This is a genomic window from Legionella anisa, assembly GCF_001467525.1.
Lineage (GTDB): Bacteria > Pseudomonadota > Gammaproteobacteria > Legionellales > Legionellaceae > Legionella > Legionella anisa.
The window spans coordinates 326796-345754 of sequence record NZ_LNXS01000022.1; the positions used below are offsets into that span (position 1 = coordinate 326796).

Genomic DNA, 18959 nt, shown 5'->3' on the forward strand with positions numbered 1-18959 from the left:
AGGTTGGGCCAAGGCCCAACCTACACTCCTTTAAACTTCCATTATGCTTCTTGCTCAACCAACGCATAGGATTGCAAAGTTGTTTGAGTTAAATCCAGTAACTCTCTGATTGCAACAAAAAACATAGTATAGTTTAGAATTGAGCTTGCTTTTAGATCCGCCAATATAAAGCGCCAACGCTGAATTAATGCACGATGAGATTCTCCCCAAGAAGCAAGGCGCGCCTGCAAATCTGGGTTATTACCATCATAGTTAATCAGGCCAGCAGTGAGTTGACGTTGTTGCCAATCCAAATCATCTCGCAATGCTTCTCTAGAGAGAGACTCCCAATGATTTTCACTTGGATGCATAATAATTTGCTTTCTTATCCAAGCAAGATCCAGGAACTCCCCAATTCCGAAATAAATCTCAGCAACCTGTGCTACCTTCATATTTCTCTTATAAGCGATTTCGATGATGTCAGTTGCCGCAAATAAACCACGAGTTACAGTTAAATCATGTGCTAGTGCTGATGGAATTCCTTCATCAACAAGCTCTTGATAATGTTCATCGTATTTTGCTCGTCGTTCTTCATTTAAAATCGCAGGTATGGACATCTTCAACTCAACAACACCTTGTGCATAGAGTGAAACAACTTCAGAAATGTCCACCGCTCGGCGTTGACTACGCAAGAACCAACGTGTAATACGTCGAGCTAATCTGGAGTAAAGCATCATCATTTCGATTTGCTTTTTAGCGCTTATTTTAGTACCTAATTCTTCGATTTGTTTCCAAACAGCTTCTAAATTAAGCACAGAACGAGTAATCACATAGGCTCTTACGATTGCTGAAACAGGGGCTCCTGTTTCATCCTGTAATCTGTAAATGTAAGTAAAGCCCATCTCATTTACTATAATGTTGCTTAATCGGGTCGCTATAATTTCTCTTTTTAGTGGATGAGATTGCATTTGCTTGCTAAACCGTTTTTGCAAAGGTTTTGGAAACGAACTAATTAAAAATTGGGTCATATACGCTTCTTCAGGAACACCTGAAGCCAGAATTTGCTCCTTAAGAATTGTTTTACTGTAACACATTAATACAGCGATACTGGGACGCATCAAGCCTTTACCCATTAATTTACGTTCCAAAATAACCTTATCGTCAGGTAAGTACTCAAGGTTACGATCAATTTTTCCAGTGCGTTCTAATTCACTAATGTAGCGACTTTGTAGATCCAATGCTTGAAGAGGCTGTGATGCAGTTAAACTAATCGCTCTCGTTTGCAAGAAATTGTCACGTAGTACCAGTTTGCTGACTTCATCGGTCATTTCAATTAACAATTCATTACGCTGTTTTGGAGTCAAATCACCGACTGCTACAATGCTATTCAGCAGGATCTTAATATTTACTTCTTTATCCGAACAATTCACACCACCCGAATTATCGATGAAATCGGTATACACCATTCCACCATTTAATGAGTACTCGACTCGCGCCAATTGGGTCAATCCCAAGTTACCGCCCTCACCCACAACTTTGCAACGTAATTGTTTTGCGTTGACTCGAGTTGCATCGTTGGTTCGGTCTCCAACATTAGCGTTTGACTCAGTACTCGCCTTAACATAAGTACCAATTCCTGCACTCCAAAGTAAGTCAACTTTAGCTCTTAAAATTGCTTTAATTAACTCGTTTGGTTCAATTTCGGTTTGCTTAATTCCAAAAGCTGCTTGCATTTCCTTGCTAACAGGGATGGATTTAGCATTACGATTGAACACACCGCCACCCTTGGAGATAAGTTTTTTATCATAATCCGTCCAATTGGAACGTGGTAAATGAAATAAACGTTCTCTTTCTTTGTAACTGACTTCTGCATCAGGATCAGGATCGACAAAAATATGGATATGGTTAAATGCACCAATTAACTTGATGTGTTTTGACAACAGCATACCGTTACCAAAAACATCTCCCGCCATGTCTCCGATACCTACAACAGTAAAATCATTATTTTCAATGTCTATATCTAATTCAAAGAAATGACGTTTCACTGATTCCCATGCACCTTTTGCTGTAATTCCCATTTTCTTATGGTCATAACCTATTGATCCACCCGATGCAAAAGCGTCACCTAACCAAAAACCATATTCTAAAGAAATAGCATTAGCAAGGTCAGAGAAGGTTGCCGTACCTTTATCTGCAGCAACAACAAGGTAAGGATCATCCTCATCAAAACATATAACGTTCTTAGGCTTAACCACTTTACCTTCAACATAATTATCTGTGATATCGAGAAGACCACGGATAAATAATTGATAACAACCGATTCCCTCAGCCATTATTTCTTCCCGAGTACCGTTCACAGGTAAAAACTTGGGTACAAAACCACCTTTGGCACCACTAGGTACAATAACTGAATTTTTTACTTGTTGCGCTTTCATCAAACCCAGTATTTCCGTACGGAAATCTTCTCTTCGGTCAGACCACCGCAAACCGCCTCGAGCAACCTTGCCGCAACGTAAATGAACCCCTTCAAAACGTGGAGAGTAAACAAAAATTTCAAACATCGGATGTGGTTTTGGCACGCTGGGAATAATTTTGCTGTTTAGCTTAAGTGAAATATAAGGTTTATGATGTCCATCTTCATTTATTTGATAAAAATTAGTCCGTAATGTAGCGCTAATGGCATGAATGTATTGTCTAATTATTTTGTCTTCGTCAAGATTCGATACAGCATCAAGATCGCTTAATAGTTCGATGGATAAATCAGCAAAGCGATCCTCTCTATTAGGATCATCATCGGGATTACAACGAATTTCAAATAATCTCACTAATTTTTTAGCAATAGCAACATTATTATTTAATGCCATTTCCATGTAGTCTTGGCTAAAGGTAATACCAATTTGTTTAAAATACTTGGCATAGGTACGCAAAACAGCGACTTCACGCCAATTAAGTCCTGCCGCTAAAACTAACTGATTGAATCCGTCATTTTCAGCTTGACCAAACCAAACTTTGGCAAAAGCATTCTGAAATAATTCTTTAATCTCATCAAGATCAAACTCAATTGGTTTATTGTATTGCATGGCAAAATCATTAATCCAAGCTACTTTGCCATCTTCAAATTTTAATGGATAAGGACGTTCACTTATAGCACGCAAACCCAGTTTTTCTAATATCGGTAAAACATCAGATAAAGGAATGGTGGTATCATGTTGATACACTTTCAATCTAAAACTATTTTCCGATTCATCCAAAGGCTTATAAAAATTAATACCTAGAGGTTGTTCTGCTGTAAGTAATTCGATATGTTTAATATCATAAACTGCTGTCCTGGCCGGGAACATATCACTATAAGCAAGAGGAAATGCATGCTTGTAACGTGCGTAAAGGCTATTGGCTTGTTCTTCTCCATAAGCCTCATATAAATGCGTTTGTAAATCGTCGGTCCAGGAGCGTCCAGCTTCAATCAGTTTCCTTTCAATGTCTTTTAAATCATATTCAAGTCGTAAATTCGGATTAATTTTAATAATAAAATGAACGCGTGCCAAAACAGACTCGGTAAATTGGGTCGAATAAGTGGTCTCAATTGAGTTAAAACTCTCGTCAAGAATTTGCTTCATGGCCATTCTTAACTCGGTATTAATCCTGTCTTTAGGGACATATACCAGACAAGAGACAAAGCGTCGATAAACATCAACTCGTGCGAATAAACGAATACGCTTTCTGTCCTGCATGTAAAATATACCCATTGCAATTTCCAGAAGTTCATCTTCTGTTCCTTGAATCAAATCATCTCTTGGCAAGGTTTCAAGAATATTTAATAAAACCTTACCTGCATGGCTGCGTGGATTTAATCCGGAATTTTCCATAATGTGTGCTACTTTACGTCGTAAAAATGGAATTTGTTTCGGGTTAGTATGATAAGCAGCAGAAGTATAAAGCCCAATAATTCTTCTTTCACCAATCACTTTTCCATGTTCATTAAAGCGTTTGACTCCTATGTAATCGGTATAGGCATCACGATGAACACTTGCCAATGTATTTGTTTTTGAAGTAACCAAAATTCGTGGAGACAAAGTAAATTCACGTGCTTCAGGTGCCATTGCAGAAATGCTACGTGCCATTGATTTAGTAACGCTTTCACGTAAAAGTCCTAATCCGGTATTAGGAACAGCTTGTAAAACCGTTTCTTTACCTTTTTCTACTAATTCATAGTCTCTCATCCCGAGGAAGGTAAAATGATGGTCTTCAATCCAATGCAAAAATGCCTTTGTTTCTTCCACTTCATCTAAATCAAGCACTGGAGATACTTTATCAATCTCTGCAATTGCTTCTCGAACCTCAGCTCGCATTTTTTCCCAGTCTTCAAAAACGACTCTATTATCTTCAAGGGCTCGTTCACATCCTTTATGCAGCTCTTCAAGTATCTTGGGATCAGTTTGTCGATCAATTTCTAGAAATATGGGTGCCTCATGGATAACGCCTTTTTCATCTAACATTTGATTACGGGGTAAGATATTACAAACTCGATTATCTTTATCTCTTTTAACTCGAATACCGCCCATATGAATGGTTAGATGAGAAGATAGACCCATTCTATGGATTACCAGACGAATTGAATCAACCAAAAATGGCATATCATCACAAATCACTTCAATGACGGTATGCGTTGTTTGCCATCCATGACGTTCATAATCTGGGTTATAGACTCTAATTTTTGTCTCGTGTGGCGCACGTTCACTAATTAAAGCCCAAAAATTTACTACAGCACCGTAAAGATCATCGATAGTCCACGCATTAAGATCTTCCAGTGCTACAGTACCATATAGCTGTTTGGCAAATTCGGCGCAAAAATCGGTTTGATCACCAACCATAGAACTTCTAATTCTATTGACAATGGCTTCAATTAATACATCTTTACCCTCTTCAAATTTATAAGACATTGTTGTTTTACCTCGTCGATTTGCTCAGCCGTACAGCGAGAATTTATTGTTTAAATATAAATAGCCAGCCACTCTTATCCAGGAATAAATAAACTGCCTGGATAAGAGTGGCCCAAAAAATCATATTTTACTCAGCATGAGTTAATATTAAGAATCACTAATGGCTATGGTTTTTGTATTAACAAACTCTAATATACCTTCTTTCGATAATTCACGACCATATCCCGACTCTCTTATTCCACCAAATGGTAACCTGGGATCTGAAGCTACAAAAGCGTTAACAAAACAAGCACCAGCTTCTATCTCGTAAGTAGCTATATGCTCTCCTCTCTCCAAATCACGAGTAAACACCGCAGCACCTAAGCCATATTGACTTTGGTTTGCATATGCAAGGGCTTCTTTCTCATCATTGGCTGTAATAAGAGCAATAACAGGTCCAAATAACTCTTCATCGAAAGCCGGCATGCCTGGCCTCACCTGAGTTAATAAAGTTGGTGGATAATAAAACCCTTTTCCTGCGGGAATTATACCACCTACCAATAATTTAGCACCTTGTTTCAGTGATTTTTCTACTTGAATTTGTAAGTTTTCACGCAAATCGGATCGTGCTAATGGACCAAGCTTGGTTTCTGAATCAAGTGGATTCCCCACTTTAAATTCATCCATTTGCTCCATTATCTTCTGTGTCAATTCTTTTTCAATGGATTTTAAAACAATGATACGCTTAGCCGCAATACAGACTTGACCTGAGTTACTGAGTCTTGAATTCACAATACAGCGTGCAGCAAGATCAAGATCCGCATCTTCAAGAACGACATAGGGATCGCTTCCACCAAGCTCTAACACTGATTTTTTTAAAAATTTTCCTGCATGACTTGCGACAGCACGTCCTGCTCGCCCACTTCCTGTCAAGGTAACCGCAATAACATGAGGATGCTCTATAACTTTGGCCGCTCCATCATTATCAACGATCAAATGATGGAAAACATGTGCTGGAAATCCTGCCTCTTGAAATAACTTTTCTATTTTACTGCCTGTTCCCGTTGAAATAGGTGCATGCTTCATTACAGCAACGTTTCCAGCCATAAGCGTGGGTACAGCAAAACGGAAAACCTGCCAAAAAGGAAAATTCCAAGGCATAATAGCAAAAACAATTCCAAGTGGACGATAACATACTTTTGCTTTTTTCATGTCTGTTTGAATTACTTTTGGAGAAAGGTAATCTTCTGCATGCTCCGCAAAATACTCGCATAACCAGGCGCATTTATTAATTTCAGCTCTACCTGCGGTAATTGGTTTACCCATTTCAATTGCCATTAAATGAGCCAATTCATCTGTTTTTGTTTTTAAGAGTTGGGCAAGTTGCAACATTAATGACTTTCTGTGGCTAAAAGACGTTTTTTTCCACTCCAAATATGCTTTGTGTGATTCGTTAAGTTTTTTATCAACTTCCTGCTCATTCATGCAATCGTAGCTTTGTATTATTTGTTCCGTTGCGGGATTTACAGTTTGAATTATCATAATGTCTCCATACAGAATAAAGTATATTTAATTAAAGTTATCAACTCTCCTTGCACACTACTTTTGATTATTGATACTATTTTCATATTCTTAGATTTTCAGAAAAAGCAATAGTAGTTTAAATCAATACATTAGTACAATTAATAAATATTTCGGAAAATCCATATTTTAAGAGAACGTGTTTTAAGCGATGGTTTTCTAATAACACTAGGATAATTAATGAACTTAAGCAAACAGCAATTCCATCCATTACACTACGTAGCGGCTTGGTCAGTGCATCTCTTTACAGCGAGCGCAGCCTGTATCGGTGTCTTTTCATTAGTAAAGATATATCAGCACGAATACATTTTCGCTTTATGGCTTATGTTTATTACTGTTGCTATCGATGCCGTTGATGGAAGTCTAGCTCGCCTAGTTAATATTAAGGAAATTTTGCCCAAGATAGATGGTGCTTTGCTTGATAACATTGTTGACTATTTAAATTACGTTATTACTCCATGTTTTTTCTTACTCGTGAAACCGGGTATGCTTCCGCCTGAGTACTCTGTCTTTCTTATTGCTGCGGTTTCAATTACCTCAGCCTATCAATTTTGCCAGTCTGACGCCAAAACCCCAGATCATTTTTTTAAAGGATTTCCTTGTTACTGGAATATTACTATTTTGTACATGTTTATTTTTAATACTTCTGCTGCAACGAACGCCATTATATTAATCATACTCTCTATACTTATTTTTGTACCTGTAAAGTATGTATATCCCTCAAGACTGGACTATTTAACAGAATCCAGAGTATTAAAAATACTCATGCATATCTGTTCTATTATTTATGCCATTAGTTCGATTTGCGTACTTATTAGCTATCCTAACACAAACATCATTTGTCTTAGTCTGTCTTTGGCTTATGTTGGAATGTACTTATTTTTAAGTTTTTATAGAACTTATTACCCTATGATTAAGGCAAAAATTGCCGCACAAAAGGAATAGTTTGTATTGTGGGATAGACTTTGTATTTTTTATGATTAAAATAACCCACAAAATATACTTATTGAGGTAGTTATGTCTTTATTTCACCAATTTAATAAATCGATTATTTTCTCTGCAGCCCTCATTAGCTCAGTTCATGCAGCAAGTAATTTCCCACGTGGATGTGAAGTCACGGGGTTTGGATACAGTCAAAATTATCTGATTTTAAATGAAACAGGAAATCAATCTTACTATTTAATTCAAAATCATTCTGATTCTAAAATTGAATTGGAACGTGTAAATACAGAAGAGGCCTTTATGAGTCCTCCCTTACATGCTACATTGGATCCAATGAGTTGGGGGGCATTTGCTTCTGATGTCAAAAACTTAAATTTTAAATGTTATAAACGCATTGACGAAAATACTACTCTAGTGGACTGTCGTAATGTCTTGGAAGTATGTCAATATCCGCGAGTTAAGTTTGCTCTGAGTAATATGGGAAATTATTGGATTTCATTTAATAAACCCCAAAGCGCAATTATCCAAGAATCAGTTGCAAAAGGAATTTACTTAAAATGGTGATATGTGGCTAGAAAAATATTTATTCTTATAGGGTGGATTGGTTCACTTATAATCCTGTATGGTCTTTTGAAATTTTTCGGGACCACCCCACCTAAACTTCATTCTCAACTTTATTATTTTATTGGCGCTATTGCATTACTTGTAACAGCTATTTACTTTAGAATGCTTTATTTTATAGCCCTTCAATTAATACTTATTGCAGGGCATGCAGCAATTTTATTGGGTAGTGGACCTTATACTCAGTTTTTCTTACCGATATTAATGTGTTGCCAACTGCTCACTTTCTATTTGATGTTTGGCAAGGAAAACAGTGTATTTTTGATATTAGGTGTTTTTGGTATCGCCTTACTTTCTATGGGCTTTGCCTACAATGACAAATGGATATTTTTCTCGGGCAGCACATTGGTTGCTGTATATGCTTACTACAGCGGATCTAAAGGATTATCTCCTTCTTATATTTGGGCTATCCTGAATACAGTGATTGCACTACTTGCACTTTACCGAATTCTCTTTGTTTAACAATCAACACTTCAACGTGCAACCTCAGACTTATAAAAAGATCGTCTTTTTTGCTTGTTTGCAAGTGGCAATAACAAAAAAGATACAATTAATAAACCAACTGCCTCGCTCTGATTGAGTTCCAAAGGTTAGTTTTTGTAGAAATACCCAAGAGTCTAAGTTGATGCTCAGCATAGTTATTCATTAGAGGAAAAACTCCATGAATCGGATTTTCTTGTCTATAATTAAGTTATCAACGTAAGGGGAGCGTTTTTATGTCTCATTCAAAACATGATCGTAGTTTAGACGAATTATATGGTGATTTTCTTAAAGCCCATCGAGCACTTCATGGTACTGTAGAGGCCTATCAAAATGTTTATTTAGTGAAAGCTCAATCTGAACTATCTCGGCTAGAAAATGTTATTCGAATTCTCGAGGATTATAAAAAAAAACCTGTAGGCGACCTCTCCGAAAAACTAAAAAAGGCAATGAACTATCAAGATCTTGAGAAGAGGCTACAAGAAGAAAAGGAACGTGCGGATGGAGCAAAGAAGGAAGCCCTGAAAACTCCCTATGGGTTAACATTCGATGAAATGAACTTGTTGTTACGTGTTTTTGGTCATGAAAGTGGGGGAATTTTGAATCTATCTCAAGAAGTTTTTTTTGATGAATTAAAAAAACTATCTCAGAGTACAAGAGAAGATGAACAAAATATCGTTGCTAAGCTAGGGGGAAAAGATAAAGCTGACGAAGTAATAAAGAATATCATAAATAAAATCAATTCTGCTTCTGCCGACACCAATTGGGATGGAATAAAATGGAGATTATCAACTGGAGTTAAGAACGTCTTTGAATACAAAGACAATCAGCAGATATACGAGACAACACTTTCTCAGAAAAAAAAACTGGATACAGAAATCGAACAATTAATGAACCCCAAAACTGCGCATAGTAGAGTTGATGCACTTAAACAAAAGAAAGAAGAGCTCTCAAGCTATATTCTTAGTCTTAAAAGTATAAAAGAAGTACATGATAAATATTATACCTCATTTACCGTCAGTGCACTCTCTGACAGCTTAAAGCCTGATATGAAAGCTCTTGAGACAAACATAAAAAAATGTCATGGAAATAATGAGCGCCTTGCGCGTCTAAAGTCTTATAAGAGAGTGTTATTATCACTCCAAAAAAATGACAATTTAATTAAGGCCATCGAAGAAATAGAAAAAGTTTCTGCAAAAAATATAAAGTCTATTGAGACCGTGTTAAAAGAACTGGATGAAAAATATTCTGTGAAAGAAGACTTGGAGAGTAGTCATGATATAGAGCTACCAAAAACACAATTGGAAAAAAATAAACACGAGATTGCTCTGTTATTAACCGAACTGGATACATTAAAAGTAAAAGGTAAAATTATTACAAAAGAAGAACGGAGAAAATGGGAAGAAATAGAACAAAGAATAGAAGAACTAGAGTACGAAAACGACAAGCTTGATCCAAATAGACCTCAGAAAAGTAATGAGGTAACGATTCAGTCCTTAAAAGAAGCCGTAAGAATGACAATAAGTCAAAGTCAAAGCAAAAGTGATAAAACCAAAGAAAAAGCGACACAGTACTTCAAAAATATAAAACAAATAATACAGGAATTGAGGCAAGAGCAAGACTCAGAAACACAGGAGAATTCTAGAGATTTAAATAATTAAATAACTTTAATTATTTGTAACAATGCTCTCATTCAAAAACCTAAAGAAGGTTTCAGTATTTTAAAGCAAAATTACTTAGTCATTTACGAGAAAAAGCTCAGTGTTAGGATGAAACCATTCAAAAAACTTAACCGCAAGTTTACATGTGACTGTTACAAAAAGACCTGGGTTACATTTACGTTTCACCCAGGCCATAAGAGAACTACAGACAATTACTTGGATGGTACAATTTCGACATTCAATTTAGCAATAACATCGCTGTGAACATGTATCTCAACCACAAAATTACCAATTGAATGCAGAGGACCTTCTGGCATTACAATTTCACGCTTAACCACATCAACACCTTTCTCTGTCAATGCATCTTTGATTTCATTGACACCAACAGAACCATATAATTTACCTTCGTCACTCGCCATAGCGTTAATAACTAAAGTAATATCATTCAATTTAGCCGCACGCTGCTCAGCAGTAGCCAAAGCTTGTTGGGCTTTTTTCTCAAGCTCAACTCGGCGTTGCTCAAATAATTCAATGTTTTTAGGTGTTGCAAAAACAGCTTTATTTTGTGGTATCAAGAAATTTCGACCATAACCGGATTTTACATTTACTTTATCACCCAGGTTACCTAAATTTCTCACTTTTTCTAATAAGATAACTTCCATCTTAATAACCCCTTAAATTGATTCGCCAACCCCTGAAGGGAAATACGATCTAAAATTAACTAAACTATCTAATGAACCAAGGACAATGTAGGCACTTAATACAAAAGTTGGTTTCACTAATATTAACACCATTAATAAAATGAAGACCCTAACTTGTCTTTTACGCGAAAAGATAAAATAAACCAGACCAAACCCGGAAGCCAAGAAATAACAAAGCACTATGGGGAGTACATTCATAGCTAATGGAATTTCATAAAAAGTTGCTAAAGAAACTCCTAAGAAAACTAAAAATGCAAGTCTGCCACTACGAAACGCCATTAATTCATTCCTGAAACCTCCAGGTAAAAATAATTTTGCTTGCATTGCTCGCGCAAACATCAAGGATATTGTCGCAGAAACAAGAACACTTAATATCTGAATTCCGAAAAATAATTGCGCCAAAATTACTGAATTAACGTCATTTAGAGCGGGGCCAACTAGTTCCTGATATTGTGTCAAAATCATTTTAAACAAATTAAATTGTTCGACAATAAAACCTGGAATCCAAAGTTGAATAAGTAGACACCCCAAAAAAGCCAGTACAAAAAATACTCCCGCGACTGCCTGCCATCGTTCAGTATTTCGCAAGCACAATGCCGCAAAATAGCATGGAAGATAGGCAATAAGAGTATTAATTAGTGCTCCGGATAATGGTATTAACATCATCAAGGGAACAGAATGAATAACAAGCGCAGGTAACAAAACATCAAAACCAGATTTTGCACCCTTTCTTAAAGTCACCAAACTGACTAGGGCAACTGAAAGCCAAGATGCAAAGGGTAATATTGAAAAAATCACAGCATAAATAATTGCTTGCCGTTTGCTTTCAAGTATTACCTTACATTGTTTTGTTATAAAATTGCTTGCACGCATCATTTATTATTTATTTATGGCTATCACAATACGGCAACAGACCAAGGAATCTGGCTTGCATAATTGCTCTTGCTAATTGTCTTTGAAAACGGGTTTGAGTACCAGTAATACGGCTTGGTACAATTTTACCTGTTTCAGAAATATAATTTTTCAGTAAATTGATATCTTTATAATCAATTTCATTGCCGCCTTCAGCACTAAAACGACACATTTTTTTTCTACGAAAATAAGCTGACATAATAAGACTCCTCTTAAGCAGATCTGGTTTCTTTTTCTTTCTTCATCAAAACAGATTCAGTAGTGATCGCTTGTTTTTGACGAGTAATTAAATTTCTAATAATTGCATCATTAAATTTGAATGCATTTTTAATTTCTTCCAGAGCTTCAAGGCTACATTCAATATTCATAAGAATGTAATGTGCTTTATGTACATCACAAATTGGATAAGCTAATTGGCGACGACCCAAGTCTTCTTTGCGGTGGATCACCCCACTGTGCTTACTTATGATCCCTTCATAGCGCTCTACCATTGCTGGTACTTGTTCGCTCTGATCCGGGTGCACAAGAAACATAATTTCATAATGTCTCATGATTTCTCCTTATGGATTAAAGCCTTCTGTCATCTGAGCAACAGTAAGGCAAGGTTTAAAAAAAGCTGCTAATTATAACCATTTTAGTCGCATCATACAATTATCAAACAATTAAAAATAATTAAATATCTGAATTAGATAAATCAAACGCCATTTTTAAAATTTTTTTATTAATTTATAGTGACAAATATCCATGAATTGAGTTACCGTGCATGAGTTAAATGTCTTTGATTTATAATCAACTTATTTGAAAGTTACAGAGGTAATTAATGGATATAATTTCTCTTCAATTTGAAGAACCTTTAATGATTCATATTGGTGACGCAGCTATTAAGATTTTAGCTTTTAAAACACAAGAACATGGAAATATAAAATTTGGTGTCGATGCACCCAGATCAGTGAACGTGCATAGAGAAGAGATTTTTCATGCTATTAAACAAAAAAAACTTTTAGAAACCGTTGAATAATATATCTAAAATGGGTCAGGTATCATCGCGTTCGATTATTTTTCTTTCCGGTTTAATTCTGGCCTTTTCCTCTATTATTTTTTTAATAAATCACTTTTTTTACCAATATCCAGGGAATAACTATTTTCCTGAAAACATCCCTTTTCTAGCTTTAGTATTAATTCTTATGAACCTTGGGCTCCACCTCTATTTTCCTCAGGACAATAAAATCAGGCAAGTTGGACGAGAACTAATTTACTATTTTGCAATAATGAGTATCATTGCCATTGCAACAAATGCAGTGCAATTAACTCCATTCCCAATCATTGATCCATTTATTGTCATGTTTGAAGAGAATTATATGAATGTCTACATGGAGTCAATAGTTGCCTGGACCCATAATCATCCTCAGTTCAAATATTTACTCGGTGTAATTTATGACAGCCTTCCATATCAAATGAGTATTTTGCCTGTGCTGATCATTATCACCTGTCGCTTCCATCTAATCAGAGAATATTACTTCTATATGTTATGCACTGTCTTAATTGGTTTTGGATTTTATTATTTTTTTCCTACTATTGCTCCAGCAAGCGTCACCAATAGCCCATTCTTTTTGCCAGAGCAAATTGCTACAGGCTTTAAATTCAATCAAATTCATAATCATATTAATCCAACTACAAATGAAGGAGGATTAATAGCCCTTCCCTCATTTCATGTGATTTGGGCAATCTTATGTGTAAATCTGCTTAGAGAATGGACCATTCCGTGCATTCTATTATCTATAATTAACCTCTTTCTTATTGCATCCTGTGTTTTATTAGGATGGCATTATTTAATTGATGTTATCGGGGGATTTATTGTCTTATGGATTAGCTACTACGTGTTGCGATACTGTTCTCAAGAATAAATATAGCCCGGTAGCCTGGGTGCATACGTCGTAATCGTTCAGGGTGTATGGGCTTATCTGTCACGAATATGGCTGTTCTTCCAATGAGGCGGAACAATTACGATTCGTCTCGTTCTAAATTTTTCTTAGTAACCCTGTAGGATTAGCAAGCTCATTTTGAATTATTTTGTTGTTGTTTAAGTTAAGTGCGCGATTACTTCTTAATAATTGCTTTTGCAGAGCTGATTGCAGTGTTATACCGCTCTGCTCACTTAAAAGAGGATGTATTTGCACTACCCAGGCACCTTCATGTTTCCCAATTTTAACAGGTTCATTAATTACCCTTACTGGAGTTCCGGTGGGAACCATTCGAAATAAAAATTCGATGTCATCAGGAAACATGCGAATACACCCTGCACTGACACGCGTACCAATTCCATTAACTCGGTTTGTCCCATGAATAAGAAAAGTTGGCCATCCCAAACGTAAAGCATGTCGACCTAAGGGATTATATGGTCCTGAAGGAAATTCATCAGGGAGAAAATCCCCATTTTTTTCTGCTTCAGCACGTAGATTTTCTGTTGGACGCCATTTGGGATTTGCCTCTTTGGCTACAATCTTGGTAACCCCTAATGGGGTATTCCAACCTTCCCTACCGATACCAACAGGAAAAGTAATCACTACATTCTCATTTTCAGGAAAATAATACAGGCGGTATTCTGCTAAATTAATCACAATTCCTTTTCTAGGAACATTAGGCAATATATATTGTGTAGGAATAATAAGTCCTGAACTAATTGTTGAGGAGTGCCTGGCATTGATTTGAGGGTTTGCTCTGAGTATCTCATAATACCCAACATCGAAACGTTTTCCTATCTCATCAATCGTTTCATTTAACTCTGATTGTACATATTGAACCTCTCCAACCACATCACCTGTTGCAGGTATAACCAAAGTGGTCGCATTGGAAATAAATGCACAAAAAAATTGCACAAAAATCAAAAAGAATAACCTTTGTTTAATGAAGATCATTTTTAATGAGTGCTCCAAGAACATAGTCTGATAAAGATAAATATGTAGACTGGGTTCTGCTACATATCACACATGAATCTTCTATCCATCGCTGAAAAACCTGTCAAGCTCTACTCCCACTTCCCGCGGCTTCTCCAACGTTGTTGCAAATTAATACATTACTGACCCCGCGGACAAGGCGCGGGGCATAGGCAGCTACATATTTCATAGAAATAGCAAAGGCAAATTAAAAGCTTTCATCTACTTTAAACCGCTCGCCATACTTAGACTCGAGGGTCTTAAATAAATTTTCCAGATTATTTGTTCCAAAATCCTTAGCATAGTTCATTGGACCGCCACGGAACGGAGCAAATCCTGTGCCGAAAATCATACCTGCATCAAGCAAATCTGCATCAGCAACAACTCCCTCGCGCAAACAAGCTGCTGACTCATTAACCATTCTTAGGATTAATCGATCGGCAATATGAGGAGGAATTGGTGTACTAGGCTGTTTTTTAATGGGCTTACCATTTTTGTACTGATATAACCCTTGACCTGTTTTCCGACCAAGTTTACCTTCTTTAACCATATCACGCAGCTTTTGTGGTACAGTTCCGCCAAAATGGCCTGTTAAATTTTCAGCAACAGCCAAACCGACGTCTAACCCCACTGTATCTGCAAGTTCTACAGGTCCCATGAACATACCAAAAGATAAAGCAGCTTCATCAATAGTTTCAGCACTATATCCTTCATCCAATAATTGGACACACTCCATGAGATAAGGCATCAATACCCGATTTACTAAAAATCCTGGGCTGGACTTAACCGGTAATGGCAGTTTGCCAATTTGATTGACAAAAGCGCACGAATTAAGTTCAATTTTCTTGGAAGTTTGTGTACTGCTCACTACCTCAACCAAGTCCATCTTAGCAACTGGATTGAAGAAATGAATTCCAACCAGACGATTAGGATTATTCATGACGCTACTTATTTCATCCAATGGAATACTGGACGTATTTGTAGCAATGATGGCATCTTTTTTAGCAAGTTTTTCAACTTTTTTCATGATTTCTTGCTTGACTGCAAGATTTTCAAATACTGCTTCAATAATTACATCAGCGCGGGCAATACCATGTCCTTCAGGGTCAGGAATTAAATTATCCATTGCAGCTTGTATAAGACGAGGCTTACGTAATTTTTTCTTATATAATGCATGTGCACGGCCAATTGCCGGAGCAATTTGAGTATAAGATTGATCTTGCAAAGTGACTCGTAGACCGCGTAGAGCACACCAGGCAGCAATATCGCCTCCCATAATGCCGGCACCTATAACGTGTACATGATTTGCTTTAAAATCACTGCCCTTTGCAAAACCTTTTAAGCGTTCTCGCAAAGTAAAAGCGCGGATTAAGTTTTTTGAAGTAATGCCAGTAGATACTAAATGTTCCACTGAGTCTATTTCCTTCAAATAAGCTCTATCTCCTACACCTCCTTCCTTCTCCCATAAATCAACAATGGCATAGGGTGCAGGGTAATGCTCTTTTCGCACTCGTTTAGCTATATTATGACGCATTAAAGCAGCAATAGGTTTTCTCAGCCAGGCACTATTAGTCAGTCCTTGTACGAATGAGGGTTTATGCTTTGGTGGTTTATTTTTAATGAAATAAACTGCTGCTCGTTTTAACTGACGAACAGGAACGACCTCATCAACCATACCTAAACTCTTAGCTTTTGCAGAATGTACTGCATTTCCGGTGAGAATGATTTGTGATAAAGCGTTAAAACCACCGATCAATTGAGGTAAGCGTACAGAACCGCCCCAACCTGGATGGATACCTAACATTACTTCAGGCAAACCGATACGAGTATCTTTTTCATCGCTCGCAACTCGATAGGTACAAGCCAACGCTAATTCGTAACCGCCCCCCATGCAAAAACCATCAATCATAGCAACGCTAGGAATAGTCAGAGCCTGCAATCGAGCAAATACAGCTTGCCCTTTTCGCAAGAAATCTACTGCTTGGGCCGGGGTTTCAAATTTTGAAAAAGCATTTACATCTGCGCCTGCGATAAATCCTTTTTCTTTGGCAGAATGAACAATTAAGCCTAGAGCATTTTTATCCTGTGAAATTTCATGCAGAAGGCTGTTGAGTTCATCTAGTACTTCTTCATTAATGCTATTTATAGATGTATCTTTTCTATCCAAGCCTAACCACAGAATATTGTCACTATCGCGTTTCAAGTCCCAATGTTTGTAATTATTCATGTCCTTTCACCTCAGTCACTCGTTCAAGATACATAGCCCCGCCCTGTCCTCCACCAATACAGATAGAAGCCATACCTCGTGACTCATTTTTTTGTTCCAATGATTTTAAAACGTGTAATACAATACGTGCACCACTTGCGCCTATAGGATGTCCTGCTGCAATTGCACCACCATCGCGATTAAGCTTCTCGAGTGAAGGACCTCCCCACGCCTTTTCCAAACCTAGCTGGGTACGACAATAATTCTCATCATTCCAAGCAGCAACGCAACCCAAAACTTGAGCAGCAAACGCTTCGTTAATTTCCCAGCAATCCATATCTTCGGGTTTTAATTTTTGTCTTTGCAATATAGGAGTTGCTGCATGTACTGGACCAAGCCCCATTTGCGAAGGATCAAGTGCGGCCCACTGTGAATCTACTATTCTTCCTATAACTTGCAAACCATGTTTTTTCACTGCATCAGCACTGGCCAATAATAACAAACATGCCCCATCAGTGATTTGCGAACTGTTACCAGGGGTTACCATGCCGTATTTTTTATCAAAAAAAGGCTTTAATTTCGCTAATTTCTCTACGGTTGAATCTGCTCGTAATCCATCATCTTGTGAATAAATAGTTCCTTTAGAGCCAATAATCGGTGATACTTCCGTCATTCTGTTTTCGTCATAAGCCTTTGCCAGTCTCAAATGGCTTTGATTGGCAAATTCATCCATTTGTTCACGAGTAATATTAAAGCGATAAGCCACTTTTTCGGCTGTTTGTCCCATGTTCATACCGACAATAGGATCAGTAAGACCACGCATCAAAGCGATAACCGGAGCAAGATAACCCGGTCTAAATTGTGTGATTAACCCTAATTTTTGGCTCATACTTTTAGCAGCAAACCAACTGGCTAACCAGGATGTCATTTTTTGGTTAAACAATAATGGAGCATGGCTCATAGCATCCGTACCCCCTGCAAGAACCAAATCACTGCGGCCACTTGCAATTTGGATGGCTGCATTATCCAATGCTTGCATCCCGGAAGCACAATTTCTCATCACTGTAAATGCAGGTACTTTCTCACCGCATCCCAGGCGCAAAGAAATCACTCGCGCAATATTTGCCTCATCTGGGCTAGGCATTGCACAACCAATAATTACCTCATCCAACTCTGTTGGAGCAAAGGGTTGCCGATTTAATAATACCATCCCTGCAGCTACCGCTAAATCAGATCCAGAAAAAGGACCTATTCCCTTGGCCTTGAGAAATGGTGTTCGATTTCCATCAACAACATACACATCTCGACCATGTAAATTCGACTTCTGTTTCATCGATCCTCCTTATTTTTAAATTGCGGTTACATCACTGCAACGATATTTCATTAAAAGAGCTGATTACTCTCAATTATTCTGTAACAAATTGAGAAGCATACTTCCTTTGAGATAACCCGGATCCTTTAACTTAACGCCATACCTCTTCACTGATAGCAGCTCTGATTTATGAATGATAAAGAGTAGCAGTAATCATGAAAATTTGGAAATTTTTATAAAGCATTACCTAAAAAATTATTAAACTAACTTCTTGAAAAAATGAACACTCTAAGATTGACACAGCAATTTACTCTTCCTTGGATAATTATAGATCATATTGGTGTATTTAAAGTTTTTTTCCCATACATCCAATTTTAATTTATAGATAACGCATATTGACGACATCAAAATACCTGTTATACTGCGCAACCATTGATTGGAGAGATGGCCGAGTGGTCGAAGGCGCTCCCCTGCTAAGGGAGTATGGGAGAAATCCCATCGAGGGTTCGAATCCCTCTCTCTCCGCCAGTCAACGCGCCCGTAGCTCAGTTGGATAGAGTATCTGGCTACGAACCAGGGGGTCGGAGGTTCGAATCCTTCCGGGCGCGCCATTTTTCAAATAAAAATCGGCTCTTTCCCAATTACGGGGGCACTCACATTTAACAGCACAGCACCCTAACACGAGTTCTGTAATTTTCAAAGTTACGAAAGC

Annotated in this window: 15 protein-coding genes and 2 tRNA genes; 8 read left to right on the plus strand and 9 right to left on the minus strand. The window is 37.4% G+C overall.

The features are described 5' to 3' along the window. Window positions 1-41 precede the first annotated feature (41 nt). Window positions 42-4919: an NAD-glutamate dehydrogenase gene (locus Lani_RS08770; RefSeq protein ID WP_019232443.1), complete on the minus strand. Its 4878-nt coding sequence runs from the start codon at window positions 4917-4919 to the stop codon at window positions 42-44. Between the two features lie 147 nt (window positions 4920-5066). Beyond that, window positions 5067-6440 carry an NAD-dependent succinate-semialdehyde dehydrogenase gene (locus Lani_RS08775; RefSeq protein WP_019232444.1) on the minus strand — a complete coding sequence of 458 codons (1374 nt, stop codon included), beginning with the start codon at window positions 6438-6440 and terminating at the stop codon, window positions 5067-5069. A 219-nt stretch (window positions 6441-6659) separates the two neighbouring features. Here Lani_RS08775 and pcsA point away from each other — a divergent pair, with 219 nt between their 5' ends. The 4 genes from pcsA (at window position 6660) to Lani_RS08795 (ending at window position 10183) form a co-directional block, all read left to right on the plus strand. Beyond that, window positions 6660-7424 (plus strand): phosphatidylcholine synthase, encoded by a 765-nt coding sequence (pcsA, locus tag Lani_RS08780; RefSeq protein ID WP_019232445.1) that lies wholly within the window; start codon window positions 6660-6662, stop codon window positions 7422-7424. A 72-nt stretch (window positions 7425-7496) separates the two neighbouring features. Further along, complete coding sequence (locus Lani_RS08785; protein ID WP_019232446.1) at window positions 7497-7985, plus strand: hypothetical protein; 489 nt, start codon at window positions 7497-7499, stop codon at window positions 7983-7985. Window positions 7986-7988: 3 nt separating this feature from the next. Then, window positions 7989-8504 carry a hypothetical protein gene (locus Lani_RS08790; protein ID WP_019232447.1) on the plus strand — a complete coding sequence of 172 codons (516 nt, stop codon included), beginning with the start codon at window positions 7989-7991 and terminating at the stop codon, window positions 8502-8504. Window positions 8505-8758: 254 nt separating this feature from the next. After that, complete coding sequence (locus Lani_RS08795; protein WP_019232448.1) at window positions 8759-10183, plus strand: coiled-coil domain-containing protein; 1425 nt, start codon at window positions 8759-8761, stop codon at window positions 10181-10183. A gap of 212 nt (window positions 10184-10395) precedes the next feature. Here the strand turns inward: Lani_RS08795 and rplI are convergent, their stop codons facing one another. Genes rplI through rpsF form a run of 4 tightly spaced genes read right to left on the minus strand, consistent with a single transcriptional unit; the run spans window position 10396 to window position 12347 of the window. Further along, complete coding sequence (gene rplI / locus Lani_RS08800) at window positions 10396-10845, minus strand: 50S ribosomal protein L9 (RefSeq protein WP_019232449.1); 450 nt, start codon at window positions 10843-10845, stop codon at window positions 10396-10398. A 12-nt stretch (window positions 10846-10857) separates the two neighbouring features. Then, window positions 10858-11760: a hypothetical protein gene (locus Lani_RS08805; RefSeq protein ID WP_019232450.1), complete on the minus strand. Its 903-nt coding sequence runs from the start codon at window positions 11758-11760 to the stop codon at window positions 10858-10860. Window positions 11761-11767: 7 nt separating this feature from the next. Beyond that, complete coding sequence (gene rpsR / locus Lani_RS08810; RefSeq protein WP_010653600.1) at window positions 11768-11995, minus strand: 30S ribosomal protein S18; 228 nt, start codon at window positions 11993-11995, stop codon at window positions 11768-11770. A 13-nt stretch (window positions 11996-12008) separates the two neighbouring features. After that, window positions 12009-12347 carry a 30S ribosomal protein S6 gene (rpsF, locus tag Lani_RS08815; protein WP_019232451.1) on the minus strand — a complete coding sequence of 113 codons (339 nt, stop codon included), beginning with the start codon at window positions 12345-12347 and terminating at the stop codon, window positions 12009-12011. A 269-nt stretch (window positions 12348-12616) separates the two neighbouring features. On the opposite strand from rpsF, the gene Lani_RS08820 reads away from it, so the two are divergent. Further along, window positions 12617-12814, plus strand: a complete 198-nt coding sequence (locus Lani_RS08820) for a carbon storage regulator (protein WP_019232452.1) — start codon at window positions 12617-12619, stop codon at window positions 12812-12814. A gap of 10 nt (window positions 12815-12824) precedes the next feature. Further along, on the plus strand, window positions 12825-13700 hold the full coding sequence (locus Lani_RS08825; RefSeq protein WP_019232453.1) for a phosphatase PAP2 family protein: 876 nt from the start codon (window positions 12825-12827) through the stop codon (window positions 13698-13700). Window positions 13701-13814: 114 nt separating this feature from the next. Here Lani_RS08825 and Lani_RS08830 read toward each other — a convergent pair whose 3' ends face one another. The 3 genes from Lani_RS08830 to Lani_RS08840 form a co-directional block, all read right to left on the minus strand. Then, entirely contained in the window at window positions 13815-14672 is an 858-nt protein-coding gene (locus tag Lani_RS08830; protein WP_223499595.1) for a L,D-transpeptidase family protein, read from the minus strand. A 265-nt stretch (window positions 14673-14937) separates the two neighbouring features. After that, window positions 14938-16956: a 3-hydroxyacyl-CoA dehydrogenase NAD-binding domain-containing protein gene (locus Lani_RS08835; RefSeq protein ID WP_019232455.1), complete on the minus strand. Its 2019-nt coding sequence runs from the start codon at window positions 16954-16956 to the stop codon at window positions 14938-14940. Further along, on the minus strand, window positions 16949-18268 hold the full coding sequence (locus Lani_RS08840) for an acetyl-CoA C-acetyltransferase (protein WP_019232456.1): 1320 nt from the start codon (window positions 18266-18268) through the stop codon (window positions 16949-16951). Before Lani_RS08840 ends, Lani_RS08835 begins: the two co-directional genes overlap by 8 nt. Window positions 18269-18685: 417 nt before the next feature. On the opposite strand from Lani_RS08840, the gene Lani_RS08845 reads away from it, so the two are divergent. Together Lani_RS08845 and Lani_RS08850 are read left to right on the plus strand one after the other, a co-directional pair. Further along, window positions 18686-18775 (plus strand) — tRNA-Ser (locus tag Lani_RS08845). A gap of 6 nt (window positions 18776-18781) precedes the next feature. Further along, window positions 18782-18858: transfer RNA gene (locus Lani_RS08850), tRNA-Arg, on the plus strand. Window positions 18859-18959: the final 101 nt, after the last annotated feature.

What these genes read in the sequence shown, in the direction of transcription:
- Lani_RS08770 (WP_019232443.1), bottom strand. Translation starts at nt 4,919, where the DNA reads ATGTCTTATAAATTTGAAGAGGGTAAAGATGTATTAATTGAAGCCATT.
- Lani_RS08795 (WP_019232448.1), top strand. Translation starts at nt 8,759, where the DNA reads ATGTCTCATTCAAAACATGATCGTAGTTTAGACGAATTATATGGTGAT.
- Lani_RS08820 (WP_019232452.1), top strand. Translation starts at nt 12,617, where the DNA reads ATGGATATAATTTCTCTTCAATTTGAAGAACCTTTAATGATTCATATT.
- Lani_RS08825 (WP_019232453.1), top strand. Translation starts at nt 12,825, where the DNA reads ATGGGTCAGGTATCATCGCGTTCGATTATTTTTCTTTCCGGTTTAATT.
- Lani_RS08835 (WP_019232455.1), bottom strand. Translation starts at nt 16,956, where the DNA reads ATGAATAATTACAAACATTGGGACTTGAAACGCGATAGTGACAATATT.
- rpsR (WP_010653600.1), bottom strand. Translation starts at nt 11,995, where the DNA reads ATGTCAGCTTATTTTCGTAGAAAAAAAATGTGTCGTTTTAGTGCTGAA.
- pcsA (WP_019232445.1), top strand. Translation starts at nt 6,660, where the DNA reads ATGAACTTAAGCAAACAGCAATTCCATCCATTACACTACGTAGCGGCT.
- rplI (WP_019232449.1), bottom strand. Translation starts at nt 10,845, where the DNA reads ATGGAAGTTATCTTATTAGAAAAAGTGAGAAATTTAGGTAACCTGGGT.
- Lani_RS08840 (WP_019232456.1), bottom strand. Translation starts at nt 18,268, where the DNA reads ATGAAACAGAAGTCGAATTTACATGGTCGAGATGTGTATGTTGTTGAT.
- rpsF (WP_019232451.1), bottom strand. Translation starts at nt 12,347, where the DNA reads ATGAGACATTATGAAATTATGTTTCTTGTGCACCCGGATCAGAGCGAA.
- Lani_RS08785 (WP_019232446.1), top strand. Translation starts at nt 7,497, where the DNA reads ATGTCTTTATTTCACCAATTTAATAAATCGATTATTTTCTCTGCAGCC.
- Lani_RS08775 (WP_019232444.1), bottom strand. Translation starts at nt 6,440, where the DNA reads ATGATAATTCAAACTGTAAATCCCGCAACGGAACAAATAATACAAAGC.
- Lani_RS08805 (WP_019232450.1), bottom strand. Translation starts at nt 11,760, where the DNA reads ATGATGCGTGCAAGCAATTTTATAACAAAACAATGTAAGGTAATACTT.